Annotated in this window: 10 protein-coding genes and 1 pseudogene; 9 read left to right on the top strand and 2 right to left on the bottom strand. The window is 70.0% G+C overall.

Annotated elements, in window-relative coordinates; all coding sequences use genetic code 11:
• Positions 1-108 precede the first annotated feature (108 nt).
• On the bottom strand, positions 109-1659 hold the full coding sequence (locus RCO28_RS32690; RefSeq protein ID WP_308944951.1) for a condensation domain-containing protein: 1551 nt from the start codon (positions 1657-1659) through the stop codon (positions 109-111).
• A gap of 1254 nt (positions 1660-2913) precedes the next feature.
• Here RCO28_RS32690 and RCO28_RS32685 point away from each other — a divergent pair.
• From RCO28_RS32685 to RCO28_RS32645, 9 genes are all read left to right on the top strand, one after another.
• Complete coding sequence (locus tag RCO28_RS32685; RefSeq protein ID WP_308944950.1) at positions 2914-3576, top strand: ParA family protein; 663 nt, start codon at positions 2914-2916, stop codon at positions 3574-3576.
• The gene (locus tag RCO28_RS32680; protein ID WP_308944949.1) at positions 3576-4673 is read left to right on the top strand and encodes a ParB/RepB/Spo0J family partition protein; all 1098 of its coding nucleotides are present in this window, start codon (positions 3576-3578) and stop codon (positions 4671-4673) included. The genes RCO28_RS32685 and RCO28_RS32680 overlap by 1 nt, the downstream gene beginning before the upstream one ends.
• An 887-nt stretch (positions 4674-5560) precedes the next feature.
• Entirely contained in the window at positions 5561-6664 is a 1104-nt protein-coding gene (locus RCO28_RS32675) for a bifunctional DNA primase/polymerase (protein ID WP_308944948.1), read from the top strand.
• On the top strand, positions 6661-8199 hold the full coding sequence (locus RCO28_RS32670; protein ID WP_308944946.1) for a phage/plasmid primase, P4 family: 1539 nt from the start codon (positions 6661-6663) through the stop codon (positions 8197-8199). Before RCO28_RS32675 ends, RCO28_RS32670 begins: the two co-directional genes overlap by 4 nt.
• 136 nt (positions 8200-8335) lie before the next feature.
• Entirely contained in the window at positions 8336-8737 is a 402-nt protein-coding gene (locus RCO28_RS32665; RefSeq protein WP_282539544.1) for a DUF6009 family protein, read from the top strand.
• A gap of 161 nt (positions 8738-8898) precedes the next feature.
• Positions 8899-9180, top strand: a complete 282-nt coding sequence (locus RCO28_RS32660) for a helix-turn-helix transcriptional regulator (RefSeq protein ID WP_308944945.1) — start codon at positions 8899-8901, stop codon at positions 9178-9180.
• Positions 9177-10622: a helix-turn-helix transcriptional regulator gene (locus tag RCO28_RS32655; protein ID WP_308944944.1), complete on the top strand. Its 1446-nt coding sequence runs from the start codon at positions 9177-9179 to the stop codon at positions 10620-10622. The genes RCO28_RS32660 and RCO28_RS32655 overlap by 4 nt, the downstream gene beginning before the upstream one ends.
• The gene (locus RCO28_RS32650) at positions 10615-11184 is read left to right on the top strand and encodes a transcriptional regulator (protein WP_308944943.1); all 570 of its coding nucleotides are present in this window, start codon (positions 10615-10617) and stop codon (positions 11182-11184) included. The genes RCO28_RS32655 and RCO28_RS32650 overlap by 8 nt, the downstream gene beginning before the upstream one ends.
• 259 nt (positions 11185-11443) lie before the next feature.
• Positions 11444-12142 carry a ScbR family autoregulator-binding transcription factor gene (locus RCO28_RS32645; RefSeq protein ID WP_308944942.1) on the top strand — a complete coding sequence of 233 codons (699 nt, stop codon included), beginning with the start codon at positions 11444-11446 and terminating at the stop codon, positions 12140-12142.
• Here RCO28_RS32645 and RCO28_RS32640 read toward each other — a convergent pair.
• Positions 12129-13456 (bottom strand): annotated as a pseudogene (locus RCO28_RS32640) (RNA-guided endonuclease InsQ/TnpB family protein). The gene RCO28_RS32645 and the pseudogene RCO28_RS32640 sit on opposite strands and share 14 nt — an antisense overlap.
• Positions 13457-13519: the final 63 nt, after the last annotated feature.

Here is a 13519-nt window from a genome sequence, read left to right as displayed (position 1 = left end):
CGTTCCCCCTTGTTGCGGCGGACGTGCTGTCTGCGCCAAGGAAACGGTCTGCCGAGCCTCGCTGAACAGCTACTTCGGGGACGACCGAAACAGCAGCCCTGTCCGGCCCTATCCGGCCTTGTCTCCGCGGGCGGCGGCCTCCAGGCTCCGCGCGAAGTCGGCGTTGCCCGTCGCGTCCGTGGCCAGCACCACGAGGCACGGCCCATGGCCGTCGCGCGCGACGAGCCTGGCAAGGGCGTACGCCTCCGTGCCGCTGCCGGAGAAGCCGCCGAGCACGAGCCGCTCCCCCCTGCCGAGCAGCGGTGCGAGGGCGGCGAGCCGTTTCTCCGCGGTGTGCTGCCTGCCGTTCAGCAGCACCACCGGCTCCGGTCCCGGGTACGCCAGGGCGAGTTGCTCGTAGCGGCCCGCCTGCCCTCGGCCTGGAGCGGGCACGAGGCACAGCACGGCGGAGGCCGTTCCCGACCCGGGGCGCAGCATGCGCAGGACCGGGGTGTCGGCCCCGGGAACAGCCCGGTCCTTCAGGGAGAGCTCCCGTACGGGCCGGGCATCATGCCGGGGAAGCCGACGCAGCAGCAGCGCCACATCCGCGAGCAGCCCATCCGCGTCCCGGAGCAGAGCCGGATCGTGCGTCAGCGTCAGCACGAGCCCTCCGGCCGTGTCGTGGTGCGCGGTCAGCGTGAGCAGGAACGCGGCGTCGGCGTCGTGGGACGTGGGTTCCGGCACCCGGATCCCCTGCGCGGCCAGTTCGGCGACGGGCACGACGGACGGGCGAGGGCCGCCCTTGAACATCAGCAGGGTCCGCGTAGGACCGGCTCCACTCCCCCACCCGGCGATCTGCCCCGCCGAGACCCACTCGTAGGCCGCCATGTCCAGGGCCCGGTCCCGCAAGGCGGCGAGGAGGTGGGGGCCAGGGGTGTCCGGGTCGACGACGACGGACACGGGCAGCGCGTTCCGCAGCGGGCCGGGCAGCCGGTCCACGCTGTCGAGGGCTACGCCACGGCCGGACACGGACACGCTGAACGCGACGGGTGCGGCGGCTTCCGCCCCCGAGGCCCGGTGCAGCAACAACGCCCAGGCGGCCTGCAGCGCGCCGAACTCGGTGGAACCCCAACGGGCCGACCAGGAGCGGAGCGCCTCGGCCTCCTGAGGGGGCAGCCGGTGCCGGGCGCGCCTCGCCGCACCCTGCCGGGGCACGCCCGGGGCACGCGGCGGGGGCGGTACGGGAAGGTCGGACGCACCGTCCGGGGGAGTCGCGCGGGACCAGAACTCCCGGGCGGGCGTGAGGTATTGGGCCGTGAGCCAGTCGCTGTAGTCGCCGATGTCGGGCCGCCGCTCGCCGCCGGGGAGCCGCCCGCCGGCGAGGTAGGCGCGGAAGAACTCCCGCAGGACGAGCCGGGCACTCAGGTCGTCGAGCAGGGCGTGGTGGTAGGTGAGCAGCATCCGGTGCGGCCGCTCCCCCGGCGATTCCTGGTGCCCTCCCTCCCCCACGGTGATCCGCACCGGCCCGGGGCGGCGTACGTCGAGGCCGCGTTGGCGGTCGAGGGCGACGAGCGCGGGCCAGTCCCCCGCCCGCAGCAGCACCACGGGCGTGACCCACTCGTGCACGACGATCCGCAGTTCCCCGGCGTCGCACGCCCCGTCGAAGGCCGCCCTCAGCACGCTCTCCCGGTCGTGTACGGAGCGCCAGGCGGCCGCGGAGCGCTCCAGGTCCAGCGGCCGGTGCCACTCCCAGCTCAGCTGGCCGATGCCGAGGCCCGCTCTGGGACGGGCCTCGGCATCGGCGAGCAGCTCGCACTGGAGCGGGGTGGCCCGCAGTGTGTGCCGGACGGGTCCGTGGGGCGCCTGGTCACGACTGTCCCGGCCTGCGGTTCCTCCCTCCCCATGCGTGGAACCGGCGGTGAGCAGGTCGGTGAGCAGACCGACGGGAAGGTCCTCGGGTACGCGGTGTTCGGCACCGGGGGCTCCAGGGTGAGCGTGTGGTGCGCGGGCCCGTTCCTCCGCAGCCCGTACCGCCAGGCAGTGCCGTCCGGGCTCCTTCCGAGTACCTGCCGTACGGCGGTGTCGACCCGGGGTCCGTCGATGGCGCCGTACAACTCCAGGACCAGCGGGGCGGCTTCGGTGCCCGGTGCTCCGACGACGACGGTGAGCGGCTGGCACCGGGGCTCGGACGAGGGGCGGTCGGCGTTCATCCGGAGTCCTTCTCCCTCTTGGCTCACCGCGTACGGGCCGGACAGGAACGTGCGGATGCGGGGACAGCACGGACGGGACGGGTCTCGGTGCCACGTGCCCGGGCGGCGACGCGGCACCGGGACGTTCCTGCGGGGAGACGAGGAGTCCCGGCCGTGGCTGTGCTCCCGCAGCAGGACGGTAGAGCGCGGCCGGGGTGCGGTCACTTCGCCTCCAGCGGTCCTGGGCCGGGGCGCGAACGGCTCTTGAAGGGCGGATCGTCGGGAGGCCAGTCATCGCCGTCGGTTTACCGCGGTAAATCGACGCTCCCCGGCGGTAGCACCTCGCCCGACGCAGCCCGTGTTTTACCGCGGTAAAGCGGAGCCGCTAGCTCCGGTCGGTGCCTCGGGGCTCGGATGCTCGGGGGCTCAGAACGTGACGGGCCGTCGGACGCTCCGTCGGACGTTTTACCGCGGTAAAGACCTCGCAAGCCCGCGGGCGTTTTACCGCGGTAAAGCGGAGGAGTTGGTTCCACGTCAGCTCGCGGGGTACGGGCAGCGCCCCGTCAGAAGCCCGTACCCCGCCGTGTTTTACCGCGGTAAATCGCCCGACCCCCGTACAAGCACCCCGCACTCCCGCCCTCACTGGGACAAAACGCCCCGGGATCCGTGTGGTGAACCGGACCGCGTCTGCGATGATGCTCCCGCCCGAAGTACCGGAACCCACGGGAAGCAAACGGAGCATCACATGCCAGCTTCTGTCTACGTCGTGTCCATCGACCCCCAGGCCTCCACGGTCTGGTGGGCGAACCGGATCAACGATCTGCCCTTCGACTTCTCCCAGGAGCACGAGACTCCGGAGAACCTCGCCGTCCTCAAGGACGCCGGCGCCCAGGTCCACGTCGTCGCCAACCAGAAGGGCGGCGTCGGCAAGACCACCACGACCCTCAACCTCGGCGCGATCGTCTCGGACACGCTCAAGGGCCAGGACAAGGGGCTGCAGCACGTCTTCATCGACACCCCGGGCAGCCTCCAGGACGAGAACCTGCTCCTCGAGGCGCTCAAGTACGCGCATGACGTGATCATCCCCATGCCGCCGGAAGGCCTCGCCTTCGACCCGACCGCCCGCACCATCCAGAAGGTCATCGAGCCCACGGGCCTGCCCTTCAAGGTCACCGTGAACAACTGGGACCCGCGCGACGGTACGGCCGACCTCGAGGACACCAAGGCGTACATCGACGCGCAGGGCTGGCCGCGTGCCGAGGCCGTCATCCGCCGCTACAAGGTCCACACGCGGGCCTCGGTGGAGGGCAAGGTCGTCACGCAGTACCCGAAGAACCGCGTCGCGATGGAAGCGCGCGAGGACTTCTTCCGCCTGGCGCTTGAACTCGGTTACGGAGGTCGCTCCTGATGGGTCGAAGGACCAGTCTCGCTTCCCTCGCCGGGGCCAAGGTCGACGACGTTCCCGGCCGCAGCGATCTGCTGCTGCTCTCCCTCCCGCTGGAGAAGCTGATCCCGACGCGCTTCAACCCGCGCCGCAACTTCGGTACGGAGGAGCAGCTGCGGGAGTTCGGCCTGAAGCTCCAGCAGAAGCAGCTGCAGCCCGCCGTGGTGGTCTCGCGCGCCGGCTATCTGAAGCTGTGGCCTGAGGAGGCCGAGCGGATCGGGGACATCCCGTACGTCATCGCCAACGGCGAGCGGCGCTTCCGGGCCTCGGCCCTGGTCGGCCGGCCGACCCTCGACGTGGTGCACCACGAGGAGGTCGCCAACTCCCGCGCCGAGTTCCTGGACGCGGTGCTCTCGGAGAACAACGACCGTGAGGACCTGGACCCGATCGAGCGGGCCCTCGGTATCGAGACGATGGTGGTCGAGCTCGGCGGCGCCGACAAGGTCGCCAAGCACTACGGCAAGTCCGGCCCGTGGGTGAGCAACCAGCGCAAGCTGCTGCGGCTCACCCAGGAGCTCCAGCAGCTGGTGAGTTCGGGGGAGTTGTCCATCCGGATCGGTCGGGACATCGCCTCGCTCCCGCAGGAGGAGCAGGCCGGGGCCTGGCAGGACGAACTCGACCGCCGCGCCGCCGTGCTCGCCGCCCCGCGCCCCCGGCGTACGAAGGACGAGCCAGCGGCGGAGCCGGTGCAGCAGCCCGCGCCTGCGCCCGCCCCCGAGGTCGTACGGGAGCCGGTGTCGGAGCCCGTGCAACAGCCTGTCCGGGAAGCGGTTCGGCAGCCGGACCAGGTACCCGCCCCGGTTACCGGTCCGGTGACCGGCGCGCCGGCTCCGTCCGTCCCCGAGGTGGGGGAGGAGGTCGCGTCGGGGGAGTACGACCTGTCCGTACCGGCCCGGCGTGCTGCGGCCCAGCGGCCTGAACCGCTGCCCGACATCGCGACGGTGGGGGCCATCCCGTGGCGGAACCCGGAGACGGTGTTCCGGACCATCAAGCACTGGATGACGCCCGAGGACCTTCAGTCGCTGCACAAGCTGATGCGGGAACACCTCCAGGACTCCTGAGTCCCGCTGAGCATCGCCACCAGTGGCCCGGTCTCCGTCCCGGAGGCCGGGCCACACGCTTTCCCGTCGGCGGATGTCCAGGCATGTCCGGGCACGTCCGCCCCATCTTCCGCACCCCGTAAGCCTGTTGAACGGACTGAGCCCGCCCTCAGCGTCCTGGCAGTGGCCCGCTGGAGGAAAAGGCCACGGATGCCCCGTCAGCCCCTCAGAACGCCGCACAGCGCTTCTGTGTCGTACGGCCTCACCAGTCAGGCGGGGGAGTGGGGGAGTGGGGCAGCGACTGAAGCGACCGAAGCGACCCACTTTCGCGGTTGACGCACGACGCACGACAAGGCCAAAAGGTTGCCCGCGAGTTGGTCGCTTCGGTCGCTCGGGTCGCTTCAGTCGCTTCGGTAGCTGTTCTCGGCCGTTCTTCAGTCGCTCTTCGGTCGCTGCCCCAGGTGCCCCAGCAGCGACTGAAACCCGCAGCGACTGAAGACCAGCGACCGAGCGACTCTTCGGTTGCTCTCAGTCGCTCGGGCAAAACCGCAGGTCAGAGGCGTTGAGCTCCAGGAAACAGCGACTGAAGCGACTCAAGGTCCCTATATATGAAGAGCAACGTGGGTGTGCGCGCCTGCGCGTAGAGCTCATATATACAGTCGCTGAGTCGCTTCAGTCGCTGTTTTTCTGGTTGCAAGGCTGTGACCTGCGGTTTTTCTAGCGACCGAAGACAGCGACTGAAAGGCCTTCAGTCGCTGCGCCCCACCTTCAGTCGCTGTTGGGTAGCTGAGAGGCTGGGTTGATCGACACGCTGTTCGGGCTTTGTCCACAGCAGCCCCACCAGACGCCCGAACTTCGCTAATCTATGTCCGTCGTTGAGTCGCTTCGGTCGCTGATAGGGGAACTAAATGCCTGCTGAGCTGCGGTTTTCACGCAGCGACTCACGGCAGTCCAGCTCTGCGCGTTCGGTCGCTGCACCCCTGGCCACGGCCCGGTGGTGCGCGACCCGGGGCTGGCCCGTCTTCCCACTGGCCGCCGGACGCAAGGTGCCTGCCGCCAACTGCGAGTCCTGCCGCAGGCCCGGGCACACCCACCGGGACTGCGGGTGCCGTGCCGAAGGGCGTTGGTGTCACGGCTTCCACTCGGCGACGCTCGACAGCTCCCGCATCGAGGCCTGGTGGGGGAGTGCCCCCGCGATGGGCGTTGGTGTCTCCTGTGGTCCCGCGGGCCTCGTCGTCATCGATGTCGACGCGCATCAACAGCCCGTGCCGAGCCGGGACCGTCTCCTGCCGGGCATTCACATCCCGGACGAGGTAGACCTGATGGGCCTGGCGAACGGCTACCACACCCTGGCCGTGCTCGCCGCGCTGCGCGGCGTCGTCAGCCCCTCCGAGGACGAGAGCACGCTGCGGGTGCGCACCCCGTCGGGCGGGATGCACGTCTGGTACCGGGCTGTCGACGGCCGCGCCTGGCAGTGCTCCACCGGCACCAGCACCCGCCGGGCCCTCGCCTGGCAGGTCGACATCCGCGCCCACGGGGGGTACATCGTCACACCCGGCACCACGACACCCGACGGCAGCTACACGCCCGTAGGGCCCGTACGAGAACCCGCCCCGCTGCCCGCCTGGCTCGCCCAGGAGCTCGAACGCACCGGGCATCTCCCGGCCGTTCCCGCTCCCCGGCCCGTGCCGCCGCGGGCCAGGCAGGCCGTCCTCGCGGCGGGCGGGCGCACCGGCAAGACCACCAGGACGCTGCTCACGGTCCTCACCGAAGTCACCGAGTGCGCCAAGACGCCCGAGGGCGCCGCGTTCTCCGAGAAGCTCAACCGCGCCGCGTACACCCTGGGAGGACTCGTCGCCGCAGGCCACCTCGAGCAGGACGAGGCCGAACAGGTCCTGCTGCAGGCCGCCGAGCAGGCCAGGCCCGGACAGACCCGCCGGGCCGAACAGATCATCCGCAGTGGCATGAGCGCCGGGCTGCGTCGTCCCCTGGAACCCGGGAGCAGCTCGTGACGCCGTCCCCGCACCAGGATCAGAACAACGCCCTTTTCGACTTCGACGCGGAGGCCGTCGCCGCCCAGATCCTCGCCCGCTCCACCGGGAGCCCCGTCCCGTCCCAGGCAGGTGAGAGCCCGACACCGGACAGCCCCGCCGGTTCCCTGACCACGGCCGGCGGGCTGGTCCCCGACACCCTCACCGACCGCGGCAACGCCAAGCTGTTCGTGAAGCTGTACGCGACCGACTACCGGCACGTGCCGGGACTCGGCTGGTACCGCTGGGACAGCACCCGCTGGCAGATCGACGACGACGACACCGTCATGTGGGCGGCGGGGGACCTCGCCGAGTCGATCGCCGCCAGCGACCCACGGGGCCTGCACACCTCCTCGGATCTGCAGAAGCACCGCAGGCGCGCCCTGAGCACCTCCGGCATGAACGCCATGCTGCTGCAGGCCAAGTCCGCGCCCGGCATGGTCCTCAACGCCTCCCGCCTGGACGCCGATCCGTACGTCCTGTGCACCCCCGCCGGCATCGTCGACCTGCGCACCGGACTGCTGCGCAGCCCCGACCCCAACAAGGACTTCCACTCGCGGTCCACGACCATCGGGCCCCGCCAGATGGCCACCCCGCGCTGGAACCGCTTCCTCCAGGACACCTTCGGCGGCAACGCCGAAGGCACCGAGATGATCGGCTTCCTGCACCTGCTGCTCGGCTACTCCGTCACCGGGGACGTCGGCGGCCAGGTCATGCCGTTCCTCTTCGGCGTCGGCAAGAACGGCAAGTCCGTGCTCCTCGACGTCCTGATGAAACTCCTCGGGGACTACGCGGACGCCGCGCCGCCCGGCTTCCTGATGGCCCGCCCGTACGAGGGCCACCCCACGGACCTCGCCGAACTCCACGGCCGACGCGTCATCGTGTGCAGCGAGGTCAAGCCGGGGGACCGGTTCGACGAGGCGCGCGTGAAGCTGCTCACCGGCGGCGACCGGATCAAGGCCCGCCGGATGCGGCAGGACTTCTTCAGCTTCGAACCCACCCACAAGCTCTGGCTGCTCGGCAACCACCGCCCCGAAGTGGGCACCGGCGGCTTCGCGTTCTGGCGCCGTATGCGGCTCATCCCGTTCGAGCGAACCGTCCCCGACGACCGCAAGATCGACAACCTCGCCGACATCCTGGTCACCGAGGAAGGCCCCGGCATCCTCAACTGGCTGATCGAGGGCGCTCGTCGCTACCTCGGCGGCGACAAGGACCTCACCGGCCCCGAGCGCGTACGCATCGCGACCACCGCGTACGCGGAGACGGAAGACCATACCGGCCGTTTTCTCAGCGAGGCCTGCTCGCTCGACCCCGACCAGCGGGCTGAACAGGCACGGCTGTATGCCGCGTACAAGAGCTGGTGCCAGAATGAGGGGGCGCCGGCCATGACGTCCCGCTCCTTCGCAGCTCGCGTACGCGAGACGATCGGGCTCGAGTCGCCCAAGCAGATGATCCTGTCCAATCAGCGCAAGTACTACCCAGGTATCGGAATCCTTGCCGATGGGGAGGATGCCTGATGATGGGATCAAGCCAGATGCGCCAGACGCCGTGTCCGGCGGCGTGCCCGCGAGTCATGTCCGGGCGGCCCGATGGGTATCCGGCCCGTGGCATCCCGCACGAGGCTCCGGACCTGGCACGAGAAGGTAGGACAGCATGAGCGCCCTCATCACCGAGGACGAGATCCGTGAGGAGACGGAGATCGTCTGGCTCGAAGACGCCACGGCGCTGGACTACGTACGGCAAAGCCTCGACCGCCTGCCCACCCGCAAGGGCAAACCGGCCTACCACCGCGACGGCCGCATGGTCGGGTACGCGCTGCTCGGCCCCGGCGCCAAGGCTTCCCGCTCGTCCGGCACGTTCCGGCGCCGCGTGTTCTGGCTGCTTCCGCACGACCGGGACACCGAGCCCAGCGGCCTGTACGCGACGGGCGCGCCCGCCGAGGCCGTCGACCCGCGCACGCTCGCGCCCGGCGTCAAGGGCTACAAGACGGAGCGCTCCGAGGGCGGCCCGCCCTCCTCGGCGATGCAGGAGCTGGGGATAACGCTTCCGCTGTAACCCCTCCACGACGGGCAGTTACGGACTAAATGTCCCAATTGCCGTGCAGGGGCAGCGATTTACCGCGGTAAAACACCTCCGGATTTACCGCGGTAAACACCGAGCCCCACCCCGGGCCGCTATGCGGAATGCGCATCCGCGAGCGGTACGATGCAAAGGTCATGGACAGCACGCACACCTCCGCCCGCCTCCGCGCCAGCGTCACCGCGCTGATGCGGGCCACCGGCCAGACCCAGTCCGACCTCGCGCTCGCCCTCGGCGTCGACCAGACCCAGGTGTCCCGCCGCCAGACCGGCCGCGCCGCCTGGACCCTCGACGACTGCGACCGGCTCGCCGCCCACTTCGGCATCGGCGTACTCGACCTCCTCGCCGGACCCGAGCGCGCCTGCGCCCGCCTCCCGCGCACCGACCCGCGCGGCCGCGGACAGGGGGTCCCGGCATGAGCGGCAACACGCAGGGATACGAGGCCGTCGACGCGCTGCTCGCCTCCGCCGTCGAGAAGGAACCACTGCCGCCCGCCGAGCAGCGCCGCGCCCTGCGCGAGAGCCTCGGCCTGTCCCGCGCCCAGGTCGCCACGGCCCTCGGCGTCGGCCCGTCCACGGTCGGCGGCTGGGAGAGCGGGCGCGACCCGTCGGGGGAGGTGCGCGGCAAGTACGCGTACTTCCTGGACGCCGCCCGTACGAAACTCCAGGAGGCACAGGCCGCGCAGACCCGGCCGTGCGTGCTGTGCGGGGGACCGGCGACGGACGAGGTCGAGGGGTTCCCGCAGCACCTCGACCCGCAGGAGTGTGCGCGGGCGGCTGAGGCTGTGCGGCAACCCGCCCCCGTACGACCTGAGCCTGAACCTCGGCCTCAGGCTCAGGCACCCGCCCGCAGACCCACCCCCGTACGGAATCCCGCCTCCGCACAGGCCGCCCCCGAGGCCGAGTTGATCGGGCGGGCCGTGGAGCAGGCGCTCGCCGAGCACGAGGGGGACGTCGAGGAGGCGACCGCGCAGCTCGTCCGGCGCGCCATCCCCGACGCCATGGCGCTGCTCGACGCCTGCCGGACCGGCGGGCGGTACGACGTGATCGCGCACCCCTGGGTGCCGGACATCCTGCGCAAGCAGAGCTCCCGGGGCAGCGACAGCATCTGGGAGGCCCGCCCCAAGTGGACCAGGACCGAACTCCCTCCCGGTGCGCACGAGGTGACCGCGCTCGACATCAACGGCGCCTACCTGTCGGCCCTCAAGACACACCTGCCGATCGGCCAGCTCGAGCACTCCAGCGGCTTCGGCCACGACCGGCGCCGCGCGGGCGTCCACCTCATCACGCCGCCCGACTGGCACCACGACCCGTACCTGCCGAACCCGCTGGGCAACCGCGACGAGCCCGGCCCGCTCTGGGTCACCGAGCCGACGCTGCGGCTGCTCCTTCGCCTGTCCGGGCCCAAGTACGGACTGTGTGAACCCCCCGAGATCCACGAGTCGTTCACGTCCGGCGCGACCGAGAACCTCCTGGAGAAGTTCCGCGCCGCCCTGCGCGACGCCCGCGAGAAGGCGATCGATGAGGACGACGAGACGACCGTCGAGTACGTGAAGGCCATGTACTCCAAGTTCGTCTCCACGATGGGGGAGTCCAACTACAACCGGGAGCTGTACCGCCCCGACTGGATGCACCTCATCCGCTCCCAGGCCTTCGCCAACCTCTGGATGAAGGCCCTGCGCGCGCACGAACAGGGCCTGTCCGTCGTACGGGTCATGGGCACCGACGAGCTCCACGTCACCGGCGACTGGCGGCGGGTCTTCGAGGAGGGGCGCGGGGTCCTGGAAGTGAAGGTCAAGGACGTGTACACGGTGGGGTCCGAGGACGGGCCAGGGCTGAACGAGGAGCTTCCGGATGCCTGAGTACACCCTTGAGTTCGGCAAGTACGGCGCGCGCGGCATCCGCGGCAGCGAGGCCGTCTTCCGTCGCCTCGACGACCTCGCGGGGTTCATCGTCTCGCCGGTGGAGTCCCGCCGTGGCCTGCTCGCCCGGCTGCACTACCTGACCCGCACCGACCACGCCCGCGCCGCCGCCCGTACCGCCGGTCTGACAGTCACCGACCGCACCCTGAAGGCCTGGCTCGACAGCAGACAGCGCCCCACCGTCCGCAACCTGCAACGCATCGAGGACGCGTACCGCACGGTCCGCCGCCACAACGTCGCCCAGCACCTGCTGCGCCGCCTCAACTCCCGCGGCGGCACCCGCGTCGAGCTCCACCCGCTCAACCAGTCCCAGGTGCCGGGGCCGCGCCAGCGCGTCCTGGAGTACCGCAGCCTCAACATCCGCCGCTGGGACCGGATCGTGGAGGCCTGGAGCACGGGCGATGCGGGCGCCCTCGACGACGCCTGGGTCGACCAGATCGTCGACCTGGGCTCGCAGTGGGGGCAGTACGAGTACGTGACGAACGTGGGGTTCGCGGCCTGATCCGACGGGCCGTTGGGGGAAGCGGCTTCAGTGGATCGGTCCCTGTAGCCCTGGCGGGGCCTCGAACGTCGCCCATAGCAAGTGAGTAGGGCCTCACCTGCACGAAGAGTGCGGCACCAGCGAGGGCGGCATCACTTGAGGAAACCGTCCGCTTGGTTTTATTTTGTTTTCCCCACCGGTAGGGCTGAGTGCCCGCGGGCCGGACGCGCGGCACTCCGTTGCGGTTCCTGAGGCAGGCGGGGTACGGAGGTTGGGCGATATGAGGCAAGAACGAGCCACGCGCACCAGGCGGTCGGTGCTCGTCGCGGCGGCCAGCGTGTTCGACGAGGTCGGTTACGAGGCGGCGACCATTTCCGAGATCCTGAAGAGATCCGGTGTGACCAAGGGGGCCCTCTACTTCCACTTCCCCTCCAAACAGGCGCTCGCCCAAGCCGTCCTGGCCAGCCAGTTCGAGGCCGTGCCCGCCGTGCCGGCGCAGCCCCTCAAACTGCAGGAGTGGGTGGACGAGGGCCTGCTGCTCGGGCACATGCTCAAGAGCGATCCGCTGGTGCGAGGCAGCATCCGGCTCACCGTGGACCAAGGGTCGCCGATGGACTCCTTGGACCGACGGGTGCCTATGCAGTCCTGGATGGACTACACCCAGGGCACCCTGGAGAAGGCGAAGAACGCCGGGGAAGTCCTGCCGACCTTGGACGCGGCGGCCATGGCGAAGCTGATCGTCGGAGGGTTCACCGGAGTCCAGGTCCTCTCCAAGATCATGACGGACCATCGGGACATGACCGAGCGCGCGTCCGACTACTACCGGTATCTGCTGCCCTCCATCGCCGTCCCGGGGGTGCTGATGCAGATCGACTACGCCTCCGCACGCGGGGAGCATGTGTACGAGGAAGCCATGAAGTTGCGCCGAGCAGCGGAGGAGAACGAGACAGAGGCGAACGGGTCAACTACCCCTCGCTAAGGCGAGGGCTTGCACAGCGGGCGCCACTGGCTGTGGCGGTGCGCTTGCGTCCAGTCCCGCGCCCGGTTCTCGGGTGTGGGGCAGGGGCCGTTGACGGGGCCCCGCGTCGCCGCCACATCTCACACGCACGGGCGCGGATGTTGCGGGAGCCTCCCCCACTCTCGGCTTCGCTCGAGCGGGAGGTGCCCCCATCGGTCTGCGTGATCAACGAATCCGCAGGACCGGCACACGAAGCGGGCCTGTGTGACCCGGTTCGCCTTGTCGGTGTGCCCGCACTCGTTGCAGGTGCGGGAGGTGTACGCCGGATCGACGTGCACCACCGGCACGTCTGCGCGGCGGGCCTTATAGGAGATGAAGCTGTCCAACTGGGCAAACGCCCAGGAGTGCAGGGTGGCCCTCCCCCAAGCTCTCAACTTCGTTCGAGCAGGGAGGTACCCCCACGGGCTTGCGAAGCCGTACCCGTTCGCGGATCCCGCCCAGGTCCTCCAGGGCGATGCCGCGTCCGGTGCGTTCTGCCTCGGCCACCACATGCTTGGCGATCTTGTGATTGATGTCCCGCGCCCGCCGCTGTTCCTTCTTCCTGCGCTTCTTCAGCCGGCGTTTGGCGGAGGGGGTGTTCTTCTTCTGGAGCTTGGTGCGCAGGGTGCGTTCGCGTTCCCGGACTCGGTTGATCTCGCGTCCGGCCATGATCTGTCCGTCGGAGGTGGTGGCGATGTTGACGATGCCCAGGTCGATGCCGAGGAAGTCGTCCACGTCGGTGTTCACCGGTTGTTCTGGGATCTCGCAGGTGGCCTGGAGCAGCCACATGCCGTCGCGGTGCAGCAGGTCGGACTCGCCCTTGCGGTACTCCGCCAGGGTGGCCAACTGCCCCACCCCGCCCGTGAATCCCACATTCTTGACCCGTCCGTGGACGGTCCATATCGACACGCACTGCTGGTCCATCTGCCAGGACAGCATCCGGTCGTCGAAGGGCTGCCCGGAGTCGGGGCGGAAGGTGATCGGCTTCCCGGTCGCTTTCGCATGACGCTTCGAACCCGGTCGGCCCAGGTTCCCGGCCTTCAGGTTGGCCTTGAGGGTCGCGTACGCGTCGCAGGTCTTCTTGATGACGTGCTGGGCGGCCTGCGCGCCCAGGTTCCAGCGGGCGCGAATCCGGGTGTACGTGAGCTTGCGCAGGTCGTAGGTGCGCTTGGTGTCCTGCTCGAAGGCCACCTGGCTGGCCCAGCAGGCTGCTTCGTTGCAGGCGGCCAGCGTCGCCTCAAGTGCCGCCGCTTGCCTGGGTGTTGGCTCAAGTTTGACCTGCACCACCAGTTTCACCTCGTCAGGCTAGCGCCTAGCATTGACCTGTGTCACCGAGATGGGATCCAAACCCCGACATAC

This window comes from Streptomyces sp. LHD-70, from assembly GCF_031157275.1.
Classification (GTDB): Bacteria; Actinomycetota; Actinomycetes; order Streptomycetales; family Streptomycetaceae; genus Streptomyces.
This window is presented reverse-complemented; position numbering and strand designations above follow the sequence as displayed.